The 18,341-nt window shown below is 70.7% G+C and carries 17 protein-coding genes and 1 pseudogene; 7 read left to right on the forward strand and 11 right to left on the reverse strand.

The window, feature by feature from the left end; genetic code table 11:
* Positions 1-5: 5 nt before the first annotated feature.
* The 3 genes and pseudogenes from CUT39_RS21305 to CUT39_RS15575 form a co-directional block, all read right to left on the reverse strand.
* Positions 6-329, reverse strand: a pseudogene (locus tag CUT39_RS21305) (DUF2784 domain-containing protein); the annotation flags it as partial.
* A 49-nt stretch (positions 330-378) separates the two neighbouring features.
* Complete coding sequence (locus CUT39_RS15570) at positions 379-1,065, reverse strand: aggregation-promoting factor C-terminal-like domain-containing protein (RefSeq protein ID WP_100448149.1); 687 nt, start codon at positions 1,063-1,065, stop codon at positions 379-381.
* A 69-nt stretch (positions 1,066-1,134) separates the two neighbouring features.
* Positions 1,135-2,439 carry a PhoH family protein gene (locus CUT39_RS15575; protein WP_408611162.1) on the reverse strand — a complete coding sequence of 435 codons (1,305 nt, stop codon included), beginning with the start codon at positions 2,437-2,439 and terminating at the stop codon, positions 1,135-1,137.
* A 215-nt stretch (positions 2,440-2,654) separates the two neighbouring features.
* Between CUT39_RS15575 and CUT39_RS15580 the strand changes: the two genes are divergently transcribed.
* The 5 genes from CUT39_RS15580 to CUT39_RS15600 all read left to right on the forward strand — a co-directional run bounded on the left by CUT39_RS15580 (position 2,655) and on the right by CUT39_RS15600 (position 7,619).
* A complete protein-coding gene (locus CUT39_RS15580) occupies positions 2,655-2,921 on the forward strand; it encodes a hypothetical protein (protein ID WP_198587171.1) in 267 nt (88 codons plus the stop codon).
* Between the two features lie 13 nt (positions 2,922-2,934).
* Complete coding sequence (locus CUT39_RS20460; RefSeq protein WP_157930726.1) at positions 2,935-3,720, forward strand: hypothetical protein; 786 nt, start codon at positions 2,935-2,937, stop codon at positions 3,718-3,720.
* A complete protein-coding gene (locus CUT39_RS15590; protein WP_100448155.1) occupies positions 3,717-6,338 on the forward strand; it encodes an FtsK/SpoIIIE domain-containing protein in 2,622 nt (873 codons plus the stop codon). The genes CUT39_RS20460 and CUT39_RS15590 overlap by 4 nt, the downstream gene beginning before the upstream one ends.
* Positions 6,335-6,988 carry a hypothetical protein gene (locus CUT39_RS15595; protein WP_100448157.1) on the forward strand — a complete coding sequence of 218 codons (654 nt, stop codon included), beginning with the start codon at positions 6,335-6,337 and terminating at the stop codon, positions 6,986-6,988. The genes CUT39_RS15590 and CUT39_RS15595 overlap by 4 nt, the downstream gene beginning before the upstream one ends.
* Before the next feature lie 76 nt (positions 6,989-7,064).
* Positions 7,065-7,619, forward strand: coding sequence for a hypothetical protein (locus tag CUT39_RS15600; RefSeq protein WP_100448159.1), 555 nt, complete (start codon positions 7,065-7,067; stop codon positions 7,617-7,619).
* A 4-nt stretch (positions 7,620-7,623) separates the two neighbouring features.
* Here the strand turns inward: CUT39_RS15600 and CUT39_RS21530 are convergent, their stop codons facing one another.
* The gene (locus tag CUT39_RS21530) at positions 7,624-7,749 is read right to left on the reverse strand and encodes a hypothetical protein (protein ID WP_269799168.1); all 126 of its coding nucleotides are present in this window, start codon (positions 7,747-7,749) and stop codon (positions 7,624-7,626) included.
* A gap of 413 nt (positions 7,750-8,162) precedes the next feature.
* Between CUT39_RS21530 and CUT39_RS15605 the strand changes: the two genes are divergently transcribed.
* Entirely contained in the window at positions 8,163-9,998 is a 1,836-nt protein-coding gene (locus tag CUT39_RS15605; protein ID WP_198587172.1) for a phosphoenolpyruvate carboxykinase (GTP), read from the forward strand.
* Positions 9,999-10,064: 66 nt separating this feature from the next.
* A complete protein-coding gene (locus CUT39_RS15610; protein WP_100448161.1) occupies positions 10,065-10,832 on the forward strand; it encodes an isoprenyl transferase in 768 nt (255 codons plus the stop codon).
* Between the two features lies 1 nt (position 10,833).
* Here the strand turns inward: CUT39_RS15610 and CUT39_RS15615 are convergent, their stop codons facing one another.
* The 7 genes from CUT39_RS15615 to CUT39_RS15640 form a co-directional block, all read right to left on the reverse strand.
* The gene (locus tag CUT39_RS15615; protein WP_157930727.1) at positions 10,834-11,217 is read right to left on the reverse strand and encodes a type II toxin-antitoxin system VapC family toxin; all 384 of its coding nucleotides are present in this window, start codon (positions 11,215-11,217) and stop codon (positions 10,834-10,836) included.
* The gene (locus CUT39_RS20465) at positions 11,214-11,450 is read right to left on the reverse strand and encodes a FitA-like ribbon-helix-helix domain-containing protein (protein ID WP_157930728.1); all 237 of its coding nucleotides are present in this window, start codon (positions 11,448-11,450) and stop codon (positions 11,214-11,216) included. The genes CUT39_RS15615 and CUT39_RS20465 overlap by 4 nt, the downstream gene beginning before the upstream one ends.
* Before the next feature lie 86 nt (positions 11,451-11,536).
* Entirely contained in the window at positions 11,537-12,091 is a 555-nt protein-coding gene (locus tag CUT39_RS15620) for a nicotinamidase (RefSeq protein ID WP_100448165.1), read from the reverse strand.
* Positions 12,092-12,182: 91 nt separating this feature from the next.
* Positions 12,183-13,859, reverse strand: coding sequence for an aa3-type cytochrome oxidase subunit I (ctaD, locus tag CUT39_RS15625; RefSeq protein WP_100448167.1), 1,677 nt, complete (start codon positions 13,857-13,859; stop codon positions 12,183-12,185).
* A gap of 222 nt (positions 13,860-14,081) precedes the next feature.
* Positions 14,082-14,480: a roadblock/LC7 domain-containing protein gene (locus CUT39_RS15630; protein WP_100448169.1), complete on the reverse strand. Its 399-nt coding sequence runs from the start codon at positions 14,478-14,480 to the stop codon at positions 14,082-14,084.
* An 18-nt stretch (positions 14,481-14,498) separates the two neighbouring features.
* A complete protein-coding gene (locus CUT39_RS15635; RefSeq protein WP_100448171.1) occupies positions 14,499-16,898 on the reverse strand; it encodes a sensor histidine kinase in 2,400 nt (799 codons plus the stop codon).
* 93 nt (positions 16,899-16,991) lie between these two features.
* Positions 16,992-18,341: a TrkH family potassium uptake protein gene (locus tag CUT39_RS15640; RefSeq protein WP_100448173.1), complete on the reverse strand. Its 1,350-nt coding sequence runs from the start codon at positions 18,339-18,341 to the stop codon at positions 16,992-16,994.

Raw genomic sequence — 18,341 nt, forward strand, 5'->3', positions numbered from 1 at the left:
CCGATCCAGGAGACGGCGATGACGACCGCGGCCGCGGCGCGAGCGGTCAGGGTGTGCTCCTCGGGGTAGACGACCCCTTCGATGTAGGTGTCGATGAACCCGGTCGGCTCCAGTCCGTCCTCGCCGGCGCGCCCCCGCAGGTCGTTCTCGAGCGGCGTGAGCGGACAGACGAACCCGTAGGCGGTGATGACCAGGCCGTAGGCCGCCACCGCCGCGTGCGGGAACCACGCCTTCGGCCACCGCCAGGCGAGGAAGCCGCCGACGACCAGGTACACCAGGAACAGGAAGTGTGCCAGCATCACGGCGTCGGCGAGGATGCGGTAGAGCACGGCGCGCCTCCAGCAGCGGGTATGCCTCTATCGTCCCAGATCCGGCCGGTCAGTACCAGCCGTTGCTCTCCGAGTGCTCCCAGGCGCCGCAGGGGTCGCCGTAGCGGCCCTGGATGTAGTACAGGCCCCATCGGATCTGGGTGACCGGGTTGGTCTCCCAGTCGTCGCCTTCGGAGGACATCTTGGAGCCGGGGAGTGCCTGGGGGATGCCGTAGGCGCCGATGGAGTTGGCGGCGTATTCGTTCCAGCCCGATTCGCGGGTCCACAGCGGTTCCAGGCAGCCGGCGAACTGCTCGAGGCTGAAGCCGAAGTCGAGTGCGATGGCGCAGCCGGTGGCGCGGTTGCCGGAGTAGGCGTCGCAGCTCTCGGGGACGTCGACCGAGGTCGGGTTGGTGTTGGCGGCCTCTTGGGCGGCCGCTTCCTCGGCGGCCTTCACGGCGGCCTCTTCGGCGTCGTCGAGGCCCTCGGCCTTGGCGAGCGCGAAGTCGGCGACGGCGGCGGCCTTGGTGTCGACGTCGGCGCCGGCGGTCTCGGCGATGTAGTTGACGTGCCGGTACCGGACCTCTTCGTAGGCGGCTTCGGCGGCCGCCTGCTGTTCGGCGGCGGCCTGGCTGGGGTGCTGTGCGTCGAGTTCGGAGGCGTCGTCGGTGGCGGCGTTGACGGCTATGACGGCCCCGAGTGCGAGGACGAGTACGGCAGCGAGTTTCGAGCCGTACCGGGTCAGCAGTGGGATCATCTCTCAACTCCTGTGTCGCGGGCGCGCGGCGGACGCGCGCCCGCGACACAGCATGCCAGAGTCGACTCCTCAGCCTTCCAGCAGGTTGGTCACCATCTCGGCGATCTCCGAACGCTCACTGCGGGTGAGGGTGACGTGAGCGAAGAGTGGGTGTCCCTTCAGGACGTCGATGACGGAGGCGATGCCGTCGTGGCGGCCCACCCGCAGGTTGTCGCGCTGGGCGACGTCGTGGGTGAGCACCACCTTCGAGCCCTGTCCGATCCGGGACAGCACGGTCAGCAGCACGCCGCGTTCGAGCGACTGCGCCTCGTCGACGATGACGAACGCGTCGTGCAGGCTCCGGCCCCGGATGTGGGTGAGCGGCAGGACCTCCAGCATCTCCCGCTCCAGGACCTCGTTGACGACGTTGTCGCCGGTGACCGCGCCGAGCGTGTCGAACACGGCCTGCCCCCACGGGCTCATCTTCTCGCCCTCGGTGCCCGGCAGGTAGCCGAGCTGCTGCCCGCCGACGGCGTAGAGCGGCCGGAACACCAGGACCTTCTTGTGGGTCTCGCGTTCGAGGACCTGCTCGAGCCCGGCGCACAGGGCCAGCGCGGACTTGCCGGTGCCGGCCTTGCCGCCCAGGGAGACGATCCCGACCTCGGGGTCGAGCAGCAGGTCGAGTGCGACGCGCTGTTCGGCCGAGCGGCCGTGGACGCCGAAGGCCTCCCTGCCGCGGACCAGGCGGATGCGCTTGTCGGGCGTGACCCGTCCCAGCGCCGAGGTGCTCGCGCCGGACAGGACGAGGCCGGTGTGGCAGGGCAGGTCGGCTTCGGGCGGCAGGTCGAGCCGTTCGCCGTTGTAGAGCTCGCCGAGCTGTTCGTCGGCCAGGGCCAGTTCGCTCATGCCCGACCAGGTCGGGTCGGCGGCCTGGCCGTGCCGGTACTCCTCGGTGGCCACGCCGATGGCGGCGGCCTTGACCCGCAGCGGCATGTCCTTGGTGACCAGTGCCGATTCCTCGCCTTCGAGGCCGAGGTTGCAGGCCACGGCGAGGATGCGCGAATCGTTGGAGTCGACCGAGAACCCGGCCGGAAGGCGGGAGGTGTCGACGTGGTTGAGCTCGACCCGGAGCGTGCCGCCGGCTTCGCCGATGGGGATCGGCTCGTCGAGGCGGCCGTGCTTGATGCGGAGCTCGTCGAGGCGGCGGAGGCATTCGCGGGCGAACCAGCCGAGTTCGGGATGCTGCCGCTTGGCCTCCAGCTCGCCGATGACGACGAGCGGGATGACCACGTGATGTTCGTCGAACCGTGAGAACGCTCCTGGATCCGATAGCAGAACCGAGGTGTCGAGGACGTAGGTGCGCTGTGCGAGCACGGTCGCCTCCCGGATGTCGATGTATGGGGGACGGCCTGGGCGACCTCTGCCGGCCGCGCTCCGGCCGTGCCCCGTTGGTACCCACACTCTAGTTGGGAGGTGTGTCACTTCGCTACGGTTAACGCGTCGCAATCGTGACCGGGAGTCACCGAAGGGTCGGGAATCCGACAAAGCAGACACGCCGAGTAATCGTTCTACCACCGAAAGGCGGCCGGTTCTCGGCGACAATGAACATCGTGTCCAACATCAGCGTCGCCGAACTCAAGTCGGCCATCGCCGCCGCCCTCCAGCAGGTCCGCGACGGCCAGGCCGCCATCACCGCTGCCCGCGGCAACATCGAGGCCGCCCAGGGTGGCCTCAACGCCGTCACCGCCGGCTCGGGGCACGAGGCCGTCGCCACCGCCCAGGCCGCGCTCGCCCAGGCGACCACCGAGCTCGAGCAGTCCCTGGCCGCCACCTTCGCCGCCGCCGAGCAGGCCGAAGCCTACGCCGCGACCCTCTAGGAACGGAGACCCCGTGGACGTCGCCGCCCTCGCGAGCCGGCTCCGGTCGCTCACCGCCGACCTCCCCGCACCGGGCCTGGAGACCGCCGACGCCCACCTCGAGGCCGCCGCCGCCGAACTGCGCGCCGCCTCGCGGGAGTCCAGCACCGACATCGGCCTCCACCGGCTCGGCCAGGCGCGCGGCAGCCTCGATGCCGCCCGCGCCCGCCTGGCCGAAGCCGCCGGAGCCGTCGACGACTACCTCGGCGCCATCGGCGCCTCCGGCGCCGCGCCGCCCGCACCGGGTCGGCCTTCCTCCCGATCCCGGCCCGCGGCCGCGCCGCCCGACCCGCGCCGCTGGTGGACCGACCGGGTCAACGAACTGTGCCGCCGCACCGGCGCCGGCCGACCCGCACCGGACCCGCCGACCCGGGTGTTCGACCAGATGCTCCGCGCCGCCGCCGACGGCAACGCCGCCGCCTACCACCGCCTGGTCCGCGACGCCGGCCCCGACACCGGCTGCCGCCTGCCCAGCCTCGCCTGGCCGCTGGTGCGCACCCTCGCCGCCGAACACCTCGGCCGCACCCCCACCGCCCGCGACCTGCCCGACCTTCGCCGCCGCACCGCCGACCGCGTCCGCGCCCTCGTGCCCGGCGCCGAGCCCGGCCACCTCGACGCAGCCCTCGCCTCCGCCTGCACTCTCGGCGTGCCCGAACGCGACGACCGGACCGACCCGGCCGCGACCGCCGCGGTCGGCCCGGCCCTGGTCGCCGCACTCCACCGTCTGGGCAAGACCGAGCGGAAGGGCCGACCGGCATGAGCAACTGGCGGAGACGACTCGCGGTCGCGCTGGAGACCGAACTGGGCAGCGCCCGCGGCGAGGCGCGCCTGCTGGCCGACCGCACCGCCGCCGCGGCCGAGACCGCCCGGCGCGAGGCCGCCGCCGCCATCGCCGACGCCGACCGCAAGCGGACCAAACTCACCGCCATCCACCGGCGCATGATCGCCACCCTGGAAACCCGCCGCACCCGCACGCTCCGCGACGGCACCGACGCCGCGAACCGGGCCGCCGCCGCAGCCGCCCCCGGCGCCGCCGGCGCCCCCTGGGACCGGTGGGAACCGGCCCCGGCGCGGACGGGCGGCCCCGCCCCGCTGCTGCGGGTCGGGCGGCTCGACGACGGCAGCGACCTGCCGGCCCTGGTGGAGCTGCTCGACCGCGCCCACCTCCACGTCGGCACCGACGCCGCCGGCGCGCTGCCGGGCCTCCTGCTGCGCGCGGTCGGCTCGGCCCCGGCCGGGCTCGTCCGCCTCGCCGTCTACGACCCCGAGCACCTCGGCGGCTCCCTCGCCGCCTTCGCGCCCCTCGGCAAAGCCGGACTGCTGTCGTTCATCGGCCCCTCCGGACTCCGCGAAACACTCGACGCGCTGGTCGAGGACGTCCGCCGCATCAACGCCGACGTCCTCGCCGGCGAACACGCCTCCCTGGCCGAACTGGCCGAAGCCACCGGTCGCCGCCCCGAACCGTGGCGGATCCTCGTCCTCCAGGGCGCCGAGGCCGACACCTGGCCCGACCACGACCGCGCCCAACTCGCCCGGTTGGGCCGCACCGGCGTCGCCGCCGGAGTCCACCTCGTCGCCGTCGGCGACCGCCCCGGCGACCTGCCCAGCCTCGGCCCCACCGCCTGCCCCGGCCTCGAAGGCGCCCCGATCGCGCTCGACGACCCCCCGCCGGGCCGCCTGATCACCGACGCGGCCAAAGGCATCGCCGAGCGGCACACCGCCGGCCGCGAACCCGCCCGCCTGGTCGACCTCCTGCCCGCCCGCCTGTGGCGGGCCGACTCGGCCGCCGGACTCGAAGCGGTCGTCGGCGAGACCCCCACCGGCGAGCCCGCCCGCCTCACCCTCGGCGACAACCCGCCCCACGCCCTCGTCGGCGGCCCCTCCGGATCCGGCAAGACCAACCTGCTGTACGCGTGGATCGCCGGGCTCACCTCCACCTACCCGCCCGACGAACTCGCCCTCTACCTCCTCGACTTCAAAGAAGGCGTCTCCTTCGCCCGCTTCGCCGCAGGCCGCCGCGACCCCACCTGGCTGCCCCACGTCCGCCTCGTCGGCGTCAACGTCAACGACGACCGCGAATTCGGCCTCGCCCTCCTGCGCCACCTCAAAGACGAACTGCGCCGCCGCGCCGAGGCCGCCAAGGCCCACGAGGCCACCAAACTCGAAGAGCTCCGCGAAGCCGACCCGCACGGCCACTGGCCCCGCATCGTCGCCGTCGTCGACGAGTTCCAAGTCCTCCTCGAAGCCCGCGACGCGGTCACCGACGAAGCGGTCGGCCTGCTCGAAGACCTCGCCCGCCGCGGCCGCGGCCAAGGCATCCACCTCGTCCTCGCCTCCCAGGACATCGCCGGCATCGAGGCGCTCTGGGGCCGCCCCAGCCTCGTCGCCCAGTTCACCCTCCGCATCGCTCTGCCCAAGGCCCGCCGCCTCCTGGCCGACAACAACCACGCCGCCGACACCGTCCCCCGCTTCCACGCCGTGGTCAACGACGAATCCGGCCACCTCGGCGCCAACCGCACCGTGGCCGTCCCCAACGCCGGCCACGCCGACGCCTGGCGCCCCCTCCAGCGGCGCCTGTGGGAAGCCCGTGACGCCGACAGCGCCCCGCCCGCCCTGTTCGACGGCGACCTCGTCCCCGACCTGCCCGACCGCACGCCCGAACCCGAGACCGCCGTCCTCGGCCAGACTATCGACGTCGCCGCCCGCCCGGCCACCATCGACCTCCACCGCGCCCCCGGCCGCAACCTCGCCGTCCTCGGCACCCGCACCCGCGAAGCCGCCGACGTCCTCGCCGCCGCCGCGCTCACCGCCGCCCGCGCCCAACCGGTCGCGGTCGACCTGTGCTGCCTCGAACCCGACGCCGCCACCGGCGCGCTCGCCCTCGCCGCCGCCCTCGAAGCCGCCGAAGTCGACCTGACCTGGCACGACAACCTCGCCGACGTGGTCAAAACCTGGGAGGACCGCGCCGACGGCGCCCTCCGCCTCAACCTCCTCTACGCGGTCGACGCCGGATCGGCCCGCCTCGATGCGACCGCGCTGACCGCCCTCCGTGCCATGCTCCTCGACGGACCCGAACGGCACCTCCACACCCTCGGCTGGTGGCGGTCCGTGCCGCGCCTCCGCGACGACCTCGGCGGCTTCGCCGCCCGCTTCGACGCCGTCGACGCCTGGCTCGCCCTCGACGTCCAGGGCCCCGAACTCGCCCCCCTCTCCCCGGCCTCCGGCGGCCCCGCCTGGTACCCGCGGCCCCGCCGCGGCCTCTACTTCGACCGCGCCCGCCACCGCGACCCGTCCGTGGTCATCCCCTACCGCACCGAGCCGGCCCTGCCCCGGCCCGGATCCGTCCTCGACCAAGCGCCCGCCGAGGGGAGGACATGACCACCGAATACCACGACGCCATCGCCGCCTACCTGCGCGAACGCGACGACGCCGACGCCGAGATCAAGGCCGCCACCGACACCTACCGGGCCGAGACCGCCGCCCTCGAACACGCCGCGGCCGAGGCCCGGGCCGAACGCGACGACGCCGAGGCCGCCCGGCGGGACGCCGCCGACCTCGCCGCCGAGACCGACCGGACCGCCGCCGCCCTCTGGCGGTCCCTCGGCGACCTCGTCGGCCACCGCCGGACCGGCCCCACCCCCAGCGCCGAACCCGACCCCGATCCCGAACCCGCCGGTGTCCGCGCCCGCCTGCGGCGCGCCGACCGGCTCCTCACCCTCGCCCGCTCCGGCGAACTGCCCATCGAAGCGCCCCGGCACACCGAACTGGGCGCCGCCGGGATCGGCGCGGCCCTCAGCGCCGCAGCCGTGGCCCTCGCCGCCTGGCTCCTGGCCGGCGACCTGCCCGCCCGGCACGCGGCGGCCGCGCTCGGCCTCTTCGCCGGCATCGCCGCCGGCCCGCTCGCCCTCGGCCTCTGGCTGGGCTGGCAGTACCGCGTCCGGCCCCGCCCCGGCCAGATCATCGCCTGCGTCGCCGGAGCCGTCACCGCCACTTGCGGTCTCGCCGCTCTCTTCCTGCGGGGCATGTGACCGGGCGGTTGCGCACATGCGGTACACCTTGAGGCGGCCCTCGAAACACGAGCCGGCCGCTCAAGGAGGCGACGCCATGCCGGGCATCGACGACACCAGTTCGTGGCACTACGGACCCCTGCCGTCCACCGACGACGCACCCGCCTGGATCTACGGGATCTTCCCCGACGGCTGGACCGCCGGGCTCCCCGAAGTGAGCGCCGACCGCGACGAGATGATCGTCGTCTGCCCCCTGGCCACCCCCGACCACCCCGCCGACGCCACCGAATCCGACCGCGCCGCCACCGAAGAGGGCCGCATCTCCCGCTTCCGCGAAGCCACCCGCGACATGCGCGTCCAAATCGCCCAGCAGCTCCAGTACCGCTACCACCGGCAGGCCTCCTGGGGCGCCCGATGCGGCGCCACCACCATGGTCTTCACCCACCAGTCCATCCCGGTCACCACCAGCCTGCGCCAGCCGGAGCGGCTCGTCCTCGACACCCTCGTCGGCTCCGGAGTCGCCTCTTCCCGATCCGACGCGCTCGCCTGGTGCGTCCGCCTGGTCGAACAGCACTCCGAAGACTGGCTCAAAGAACTCCGCGAGGCCATGACCAGCGTCGACGACCTGCGCCGCCGCGGACCCGGCGTCTAGACCGCTACGGCCGGACCGCCAGGGACGCCAGCACCACCACCGCCGCCAGCGCCACCAGGATCACCGCCCCGATCGTCCAGGTCCGCACCCGCGGCCCTCTCGACCCCTCGGGTTCCCTGCGGTGTGCCATCGCCGCCTCCGATGCTCGCTCTGCGGTGGGTATGGGCCGATCCTGATACAACCCGGCACCCGAACGGGGAGAATCGTCGGAATTACCGCCTGTCAATGCGGGTACCCGCGCAGTAGCGGCCCACCAGCGCGCTCATTCGATGCGCGAAGCCGGTGCGTTTCGCTCGAAAGGCGGACTGGATTTCACCAATCATGATCGATGATGATCGACTAAGCAATAATGACCGTCAAATTTGCTCTTTTCGAGCGTGAATAAGCAGGTTGTAGGAATCCGCAAACGCCGTCCCTGCTCAAGTCCACACCGTTCGCGCAAGACTGCCCGCGCGGTCCGGCCCGGTCCCGTAGCGTCCGAAGCAGCCGGTCCCGGACGGAGTGCCCGCGACCGAACACTGCCCTGGAACCGAAGGAGCGACAGTGAGCACCGATGCCGCCACCGCAGCGCCGATCACCGGCCTGACGAATCCGCCCACCAGCCACCGGCGCCTGGTCGCCTGGGTCGCCGAAATCGCCGACCTCACCGGCCCCGACCAGGTCGTCTGGTGCGACGGCACCGACGGCGAATGGGAGCGGCTCACCGCCGAGCTGGTCGCCTTCGGCACCCTGGAGGCCGTACCCGCCAAGCCCGACTCGTTCCTCGCCCGCACCGACCCCTCCGACGTCGCCCGCGTGGAAGACCGCACCTTCATCTGCTCGGCCGACCCCGAGGACGCCGGGCCGACCAACAACTGGACCGCGCCCGACTACATGCGTGAGACCATGACCGACCTCTACCGGGGCTGCATGCGCGGGCGCACCATGTACGTCGTCCCGTTCTGCATGGGCTCGCTCGAGGCCGAGCCGCCCCGGTTCGGCGTCGAGATCACCGATTCGGCCTACGTCGCCGCCAGCATGCACATCATGACCCGCATGGGCGCCGACGTGCTCGAGGCGATGGGCGACGAGGCCGAGTTCGTGCCCTGCCTGCACTCGGTGGGGCGGCCCCTGGAGTCCGGCGAGACCGATGTGTCCTGGCCGTGCAACGACACCAAGTACATCTCCCACTTCCCGGCCGAGCGCGAGATCTGGTCGTACGGTTCGGGCTACGGCGGCAACTCGCTGCTGGGCAAGAAGTGCTACGCGCTGCGTATCGCCTCGGTGATCGGCCGCGACGAGGGCTGGCTCGCCGAGCACATGCTCATCATGCGCCTGACCAGCCCCGAAGGGAAGGTCTACCACGTCACCGGCGCGTTCCCCTCCTCGTGCGGCAAGACCAACCTGGCCATGCTGGAGCCGACCATCCCCGGCTGGAAGGTGGAAACGCTCGGCGACGACATCGCCTGGCTGCGGTTCGGCGAGGACGGCCGGCTATGGGCGACCAACCCCGAGGCCGGGTTCTTCGGCGTCGCCCCCGGCACCGGCTGGGGGACCAACCCCAACGCCATGCGCACCATCGAGCGCGGGCACAGCCTGTTCACGAACGTCGCGCTCACCGACGAGGGCGACGTGTGGTGGGAGGGCGCCGGCGAGCCCCCGGCGCGCGCGACCGACTGGCTGGGCCGGGAGTGGACGCCCGAGGAGCGCCGGCCAGCGAGCCACCCCAACAGCCGGTTCTGCACCCCGATCCGGCAGTGCCCGGTGCTGGCCGAGCAGTACGACGATCCGCGCGGGGTGCCGATCGACGCGATCCTGTTCGGCGGCCGCCGCGCCACCACGGTCCCGCTGGTGACGCAGGCGCGCGACTGGGTGCACGGGGTGTACATGGGCGCCACCCTCTCCAGCGAGACCACCGCGGCCGCGGCCGGGCAGGTCGGGGTCGTCAGGCGCGACCCGATGGCGATGCTGCCGTTCATCGGCTACAACGCCGCCGACTACTTCGGGCACTGGATCGACGTCGGCAAGTCGGCGGTCGACGAGTCGGTCCTGCCGCAGGTGTTCTACGTCAACTGGTTCCGCCGCGGCGACGACGGCCGTTTCCTGTGGCCGGGTTTCGGGGAGAACTCGCGGGTGCTCAAGTGGATCGTCGAGCGCCTGGAGGGCGAGGCCGACGCGGTGGAGACCCCGATCGGGTACTGCCCGACCCCCGCCTCGCTCGACACGGCCGGGCTCGGACTGCACCCCGGCGACCTCCAGACGGCGCTGGAGGTCGACCGGGAGGAGTGGATCGAGGAGATCCCGCTGATCGAGGGCTGGTTCGCCCGTTTCGGCGACAAGCTGCCGACGATGCTGTGGAGCGAGCTGGACGCCCTGAAGCACCGCCTCGGCGCGCGGTGACGAACCGGTGAGCGCCGGCGGCACTGGGGCCGGAGCGTCTTGCGCTCCGGCCTATAATTGCCGGTTGTGGCGCCATCGAATCTGCTCTACCGTCTGTACGAACGACGGCTGGCCCGCGAACTCGCGGGCAAACCCCTGCCCCGCCACATCGGCGTCATGGTCGACGGGAACCGCCGGTGGGCCCGCGACATGGGCTACACCGACCCCAACGACGGCCACCGCGCCGGCGCCAAGCACATCGAGCGCTTCCTCGACTGGTGCGACGAGCTCGGCGTCGGACACGTGACGATCTACCTCCTGTCCACCGAGAACCTCACGCGGCCCAGCTCGCAGCTCGATCCGCTGCTGGACATCATCGGCGACCTCGCCGCCGAGCTGGCCGAGGACGAGCAGCCCTGGCAGCTCCGCATGGTCGGCGCGCTCGACCTGCTGCCGCCGGAGCACCAGGCCCGCCTCAAGGACGCCCAGCAGCGCACCGCCGGCAAGCGCGGCATCCGGGTCAACCTCGCGGTCTGCTACGGCGGCCAGCGGGAGATCGCCGACGCGGTCCGGTCCTACATCCTCGATCAGGCCGCCGCGGGCGCGAGCATGGAGGAGGCCGCCGAGGCGGTCGACGCCTCCTCGATCGCGCGGCACCTGTACATGACCGGGCAGCCTGACCCCGACCTGGTGATCCGGACCTCGGGGGAGCAGCGGCTGTCGGGGTTCCTGCTGTGGCAGTCGGCGTACTCGGAGTACTACTTCTGCGACTCGAACTGGCCCGACTTCCGGCGCGTGGACTTCCTGCGCGCCGTCCGCTCCTTCGCCACCCGAAACCGCCGCTACGGCAGGTGACCTAGTACAGCCGCACTTCGACGGTGCGCGCCCCGCGCTCCATCTTCGCATCGGTCGTCACCAAGGGGCACCCGAGATACTCGGCGAGAGCCACATAGGTGGCGTCGTAGGGATTGAAATTGTCCATCAGATCCCAGGTCCTCCTGCCGGTGACCGATTCCGGATAGCGTACGAGTGCCAGGGTCTCCTTGATCATGATCGCCCCTTCGGCGCGACTGCGGATGATCTTGCTGCCCAGCAGCATCCCGCGTAGCGCATTCCGGAACTCATAATCGATCAGGTGCGGAACGTGCAGCTCCTGGGTGATGAGTTCACGGTCGAGTCCCGGCCGCTCCTCGTAGCCGATCGTCGCGTCGATCAGGGCAGAGTTGTCGAGCACGATCACGTTTCGCGGATCCTGCGGATCTCTTCCATGACATCCTCGTGGCTGGCTCCGCCGCCGAGTTCGCGCAGTGCCTTGAGGCGTTCGAGCAGATCGTCCGGGGTGGGGTGCGAGGCCGCCTCGGTGAGGATCCGCCCTGCGTAGGCGGATAGGGACTGCTGGGCGCGGGCAGCGCGGGCCTTGAGCTCGGCTACCACCTCGTCATCCAGGTCACGTACCTGCAGGTTCTTCGACATGGTGTTCTCCAATGGCATACCCGGACGGTACCGATAACGATGGTACATATGCGGGACATGCAATCGGCGTGTCTTACATGTCGCGGTCAGCGGATGCCGACGCCCGCCGCGGTGAGCTCCTCCATGGCCCGCTCGGTCGTCTCGGGGGTCACCCCGGCGGTGTAGTCGAGTAGGACCGAGGTGGCGAAGCCCTCTCGGGCCGCGTCGAGGGCGGTCGCTCGGACGCAGTGGTCGGCGGCGAGGCCGACGACCTCGACCTCGTCGACGTCGTGGTCGCGCAGCCACTCGGCCAGGCCCTTCTCGCCGGCCGACCCCTCGAAGCCGGAGTAGGCAGCCTCGTAGGCGCCCTTGTCGAACACGGCCTCGGCCAGGGAGTGGTCGAAGTCGGGGTGGAAGTCCGAGCCGCTGGTGCCGACCACGCAGTGCGGCGGCCACGATTCGCTGAAGTCCGGGTCGGGGGAGAAGTGGGCGCCCGGGTCGATGTGCCAGTCCCGGGTGGCGACCACGTGGTCCCAGCGGCCGGTCGAGTTGTTGATGAACTCCGTGACGCCGCGGGCGACCGCCGCGCCGCCGTTGACGGCGAGTGACCCGCCCTCACAGAAGTCGTTCTGGACGTCTACCACGATCAATGCCCGGCTCATGTTTCAAACTTTAGTGACCGGGTAGGCGATCGTGTAGGGGTGGGACCGAAAAAGCCCGGGAGCATCGGCTCCCGGGCTTTTCTTGTGCCTTCTAGTGGCCTTTGACCTCTTTGACCAGATGGCCCCATTTTTCGTCGAAGACGGGCCGTTCGCTCCGAATGCGCGGGAGCCGGTCGAAGTTCCGCAGCGGCGGCGGGGAGCTGGTGGCCCACTCCAGGGAACCGCCGTAGCCCCACGGGTCGTTGGTCTCGACCAGGCGCCCGGCCTTCCAGGACTTGAACAGGTTCCAGATGAACGGCAGCGTCGACAGGCCGAGGATGAACGCGCCCACCGTGGAGACCATGTTCAGGGCGGTGAACCCGTCGCCGATCTGGTAGTCGGCGTAGCGGCGCGGGAAGCCCTCGTTGCCCAGCCAGTGCTGCACCAGGAACGTGGTGTGGAAGCCGATGAACGTCAGCCAGAAGTGCACCTTCGCGAGCCGCTCGTCGTACATGCGGCCGGCGACCTTCGGGAACCAGAAGTAGACCCCGGCGTAGACGGCGAACACGATGGTGCCGAACAGGACGTAGTGGAAGTGGGCGACCACGAAGTAGGAGTCGGAGACGTGGAAGTCGATCGGCGGGCTCGCCAGCAGGACGCCCGACAGGCCGCCCAGGAGGAACGTCACCAGGAACCCGAGGCTGAACAGCATCGGCGCCTCGAAGGTGAGCTGGCCCTTCCACATGGTGCCGATCCAGTTGAAGAACTTGACGCCGGTGGGGACGGCGATCAGGAACGTCATCAGCGAGAAGAACGGCAGCATCACCGAGCCGGTGGCGTACATGTGGTGGGCCCACACCGCCATCGACAGGCCCGCGATCGCCAGGGTCGCGGCCACCAGGGTCTTGTAGCCGAAGATCGGCTTGCGGCTGAAGACCGGGAAGATCTCGGAGACGATTCCGAAGAACGGCAGCGCCACGATGTAGACCTCGGGGTGGCCGAAGAACCAGAACAGGTGCTGCCACAGGATCGCGCCGCCGGTCTCGGAGTTGAACACCTGCGCGCCCATCTGCCGGTCGGCCACCACCGCCAGCAGCGCGGCGGCCAGGATCGGGAACACCAGCAGCATCAGCAGGCTGGTGATGAGGATGTTCCAGGTGAAGATCGGCATCCGGAACATGAGCATGCCCGGGGCGCGCATGGTGATGATCGTGGTGATCATGTTGACCGCGCCGAGGATGGTGCCCAGACCCGAGATGGTCAGGCCCACGAACCACATGTCCGCGCCGACGCCGGGGGAGTTGACCGCGTTCGACAGCGGCTGGTAGGCGAACCAGCCGAACGCCGCGGCGCCGCCGGGGGTGAGGAAGCCGGCCACCGCGAGCGTGGAGCCGAACAGGTAGAGCCAGTAGGCGTAGGCGTTCAACCGGGGGAACGCCACGTCGGGCGCTCCGATCTGCAGCGGCACCAGGTAGTTGCCGAACGCGAACACGATCGGCGTGGCGAACATGAGCAGCATGATGGTGCCGTGCATGGTGAACAGTTGGTTGAACTGCTCGCTGGAGAGGAACTGGAGACCCGGCCGGAACAGCTCGGCTCGGATCAGGAGAGCGAGGATGCCGCCGATGGCGAAGAACGCGAACGAGGTCGTGAAGTAGAGCAGCCCGATCTGCTTGGCGTCGGTCGTGCGGAGGGTCCGGGCGAACCAGGAACCCTTCGGCTCGCGGCGCACCGGCCAGGGGCGCGCGACGATAGGCGTCGGTTCGACCTTGGGCTCAACCGTGGTCACCTGTGGGCCTCCAGAATCTGATACCAGGTAGCGAACGCAGAATAGCCCTCCTCCGGCGCGCCGCTGCGGAGGGTCGGAGGTGGAGCGGCGTGGCCGAGCGGGAGCGTTCGGTGATCGTCGCAGGTCGCGGGGAAGTTCGAGTGGGGGAGGGGCGTTCGCGTCCGGTGCTCTGGGAGAGGGCGGGGCGGACTCGTGAGCAATCTCCTACGCCCGGCGGCGCGCCTAACTCCGGGAGTCGGGCTCCAGCGCCGCATAGACCCGCTTGACCAGCACCGCGGTCTCGTATCCGACCTGGCCCAGGTCGGCGCCGGCGGTCGCGAGCACGGCCACGTACGCGCGCTCGGCCACGGCCATGAGCAGCAGAACGCCCTCGTCCATGTCGATCGCGGAGTGGCGCACCCGGCCGGCGTCCAAGACCTTCGCGGCCCCCGTGGTCAGGCTGGCGAGCCCGGAGGTGATGGCGGCGAGCTGGTCGGCGCGGTCGTTCGACAGGCCCTCGGAGGCGGCGATCGCCAGCCCGTCGACCGAGACGGTGAGGGCTTCGGACACGTCCGGGACCTTCTCCACGAAGGAGGTGAGGAGCCAGTCGAGTTCACCGACGTTCTTGTCCTTGGTATCCATCTCGCTGCTTTCTAGTTATCAACGCTGTTCTTGCTCGGAGGCCGCCGCGATGCCGGAGGCGAATCCGGTGAGGCGTTCGCGGATCTCTGCGGGGTCGAGGTCGAACTCGCCGGAACCGGGCTTCGCTCCGGGAACCGAGCCGGGGATGAGCTCAGTGCCTGGCGCTCGCCGCGGTAGTTCCGTGCCGTTCGGACCTCCGGCGGATTCGAGTGCTCTGTTCACCTTCCTGAAGGTAACATCCACAGGCTCATTATTGGCGCCCGCAGTGGGCTCAGGCCCAGCTACCGGCCGTGGTTCGGGCGTCACGCCCGCCCGGCGGGCCTTGGGGACGATCGGCTCGTTGGCGCCCTCGGCCTCGATGTCCGTGCCGGTTCCGGTCATCGGCAGGTTCGCCGCGTGCGCCGACAGCGCCAGGCGCGCAGACGAACCCGACGGGCCGACACCGACCATGCCGGCGTGCATCTCGGCCTGCACCGATGCCGGCAGCCGCACCAGCGCCAGCGTGCCCTTGCCGGTGGTGGAGTGCAGTTGGACGCTGACGGAGTGCTCGGCGGCGAGACGGCCGACCACGAGCAGGCCCATGGTGGCGGTCAGTTCCGAGTTGAGCTGGGTGGGCTCGGCCAGGCGCCGGTTGATCGCCGACATCTGGTCGGGGTTGAGACCGATCCCGTCGTCGGCCACCGACACCACGATCTCCGAGCCCGACCGCCGGGACGAGACCCGGACCTGCTGGTTCGGCGGTGAATAGGCGGTGGCGTTGTCGAGCAGCTCGGCGAGGATGCGGGCGACGTCCCCGGCCGGCTTGGTCTCCAGGCACGCCGACACCTGGTTGTCGACCAGGACCCGGCCGGCCGCCTCGATCTCGCCGACGGCGTCGCTGATGATCGACCCGATGTCGGTGGGCCGGTCGTAGCGCCGCTGCGGGTCGCCGCCGGCCAGCAGCAGCAGGTTCTCCTCGTTGCGCCGCATGCGCGACAGCAGGTGGTAGACGCTGCGCCACTCCTCGGGGATGCCGTCGGTCGAACCGGAGGCGTCGACCAGGGACTCCATCACCTGCTGCTGGCGGCGGATGAGGCTCTGGCCGCGGCGGGCGAGGGTCTTCATCATCGCCTCGACGTCGATGCGCAGCAGCGCCTGGTTGGCGGTCTGGCGCAGCGCCTGGTGGTGGGCGGCGCTGAAGGCCTCGGCGAGGCTGTCGAGCTCGTCGGAGTAGCGGGAGTCGGTGGCGATCACCGTCTGCTGCTTCGCCGTCTGCAGCAACCGGTCGACCTCGTCGGCGTTGCCGGCCTGCGAGACCGACGCGACGGTCTTGGGCAGGGTGTCGTAGGCCGCCGTCAGCGTCGCCTCGCGGACCGAGTCGACCCGCAGGCTGATGCGGCGGGCGAGCATCGCCGCCGAGATGATCGCCGTCAGCGCCAGCACGATGATCAGCGCGAACGTGGTCAGCAGGGTCCGGGTCGAGGAGTCCCGCAGCGCCGTGACGTCGCGGTGCAGGATCTCCAGGGCCTTGACCTGGGTCTGCTGGAGGGCCGTGACGACCTCGCGCTGGGCGGCGGAGAACTCCACCGGCGAGACCTCGGGGATGTCGCCGTCGGCGTAGATGCCCAGCGACTCGCGGGCGAGCATGGCCTCCTCGGAGCTGACCCCGGTGTCGTAGACCTCGCTGACCTCTGGTTCGGCCTTGGCCTGGAAGTCGATGATCTGCCGGTCGAAGTTGCCCGACAGCCAGGCCGCGTCCGACAGCAGCAGCCGGTCGACCAGGATCGCGCCCTCGGCGGCCAGGACCGCCAGGTCGGCGGTGACCCGGAACTGGATCCGGGAGGCCAGCCGCCCGGCCTGCATCGCCGAGGCCAGCGAATCGATCTGCGCCGAGATGTTCGAGTCGTCTACCAGATTCGGCAGCCGGGCGGCGATGTTGACCAGGCTGCTGGCCATGGACTGGTAGATCCCGAACGCCTCGGTGATCCGGTCGTCTTCGAAGGAGGCCTCCCCGGCGGCCAGGTCGTCGAGCCCGGAGCGGGCGGTGCCGAGCCGGTCGATGTGCTGCATGAGCCCGTCGATGGGGTTGTGCAGTCCGGGGAACCGCTCGACCGCGGCCTCGGCGTCCCGTTCGAGCTCGGCGATGGAGGCGTCGGTTTCGGCCCGGAGCGGCTCCAGATCCATGTCGGCGCCCCGCCCGGTCAGGACCGCCTCGAGGACCGGACCGCCCTCGTGCTGGTGGTCCTCGAGCACGCCCGACAGCGAATCGGCCAGGTCCGCGACCACCTCGGCGTCCGTCGAGTCCTGGTATGAGCCCCACACGTGCACGGTGTGGAACAGCCCCAGCACGAGCATGCCCATCAGCGCGGCGGCGATCGGCAGCATGAGCTGCATCCGGATCGGGAGACGGCTGGTGCGTTGCCGGGCTTTACGGGACATCGGAGGGCGTCCTTTCTGAGGCGACGAACCGCGCTGCGGTAAGGCTCACACTATCTTCGCTTGTGAGGGGGACGGGCACTGATAGGGGCCTCCTCAGCCGACGAGGGGGCGCCCCTCGGGATAACGGTACAGCCGCTGCCTGGTGCGGATCGCGAGGGACGTCGCGAACAGCACCGGTCCGATCCGGCCACCGTACATGAGGACAATGGACACGACTTTCGACGGGCCCGAAAGGTCGGGGGTGATACCGGCCGACTGGCCCACCGTCGCCCCGGCCGAAGTCGCCTCGAACAGGATGTGCGCCAAGTCGATATGCGGTTCGAACATCTGCATGACGATCGTGCCGGCGGCGATGAACGCGACGTAGACCAGGGCGACGCTGAGCGCCTGCCGGATCACCGGCTCACCCAGCCGGGTGCGGAACGCCGAGGCGTCGGGCTCGCCGCGCACCTCCGACCAGATCACCCACAGCAGCACGAAGAACGTGGTCACCTTGATGCCGCCGGCGGTCGAGGCGGCGCCGCCGCCGATGAACATGAGCACGATCGCCGACAACTGCGTGTGGGTGTGCATGGAGGCGACGTCGATCGAGTTGAACCCGGTCGAGCGCAGCATCACCTCGTTGAACAGCGCCGGCAGCAGCTTGTCGTGCCAGGCGAACGGTCCGAGCGTGCCCGGATTCGACCACTCGAAGGCCAGATACACGAAGAATCCGCCGACGAACAGGATCGTGGTGCCGGTGAGCGTCATCTTGGTGTGCAGGGTCCACTTGGCGTGGCCCCAGTTGCGGCGGGCCAGCTCGAACAGCACCGGCATGCCCAGGCCGCCGATGACCGCGGCGACGATGATCGGGCCGATGACCCACGGGTCGTGGACGAAGCCCTCCATGGAGTCGGAGAACAGGCTGAACCCGCCGGAGTTGAACGCGCTGATGCCGTGGAATAGGCCCTGCCAGATCGCCTCGAACCGGCCGAAGCCGTGGCCGAAGTAGAAGCGCAGCGCCAGCAGCGCACCGGTGGTCAGCTCCACGGTCAGCATCACCAGGACCGCCCGGACGATGACGGTCTTGACGTCGCCCATGTTGATCGCGCGGTTGGCCTCGGCCTGGGCCATCATCCGCGATCGCAGACCCAGCCGCTTGCTCACGATCAGACCGAGGAACGCGGCGCTGACCATAATGCCCAGGCCGCCGACCTGCATCGCGACCATGAGGACGGCTTCGCCGAACAGGCTCCAGTGGGTGGCGGTGTCGAGGGTGATCAGGCCGGTGACGGTGATCGCCGAGGTGCCGATGTAGAGCGCGTCGAGGAATCCGGTCTCGGCGCGGCCGGACTGCGAGATCGGCAGCAGCAGCAGGATCGTGGTCAGGGCGATGGCGGCGGCGAACCCGACCGGGACCAGGCGGACGGGGTGGCCGGTGAACCAGTTGAGGAAGGTGCGCAT

This window comes from Glycomyces xiaoerkulensis, assembly GCF_002798405.1.
GTDB lineage: Bacteria > Actinomycetota > Actinomycetes > Mycobacteriales > Micromonosporaceae > Glycomyces > Glycomyces xiaoerkulensis.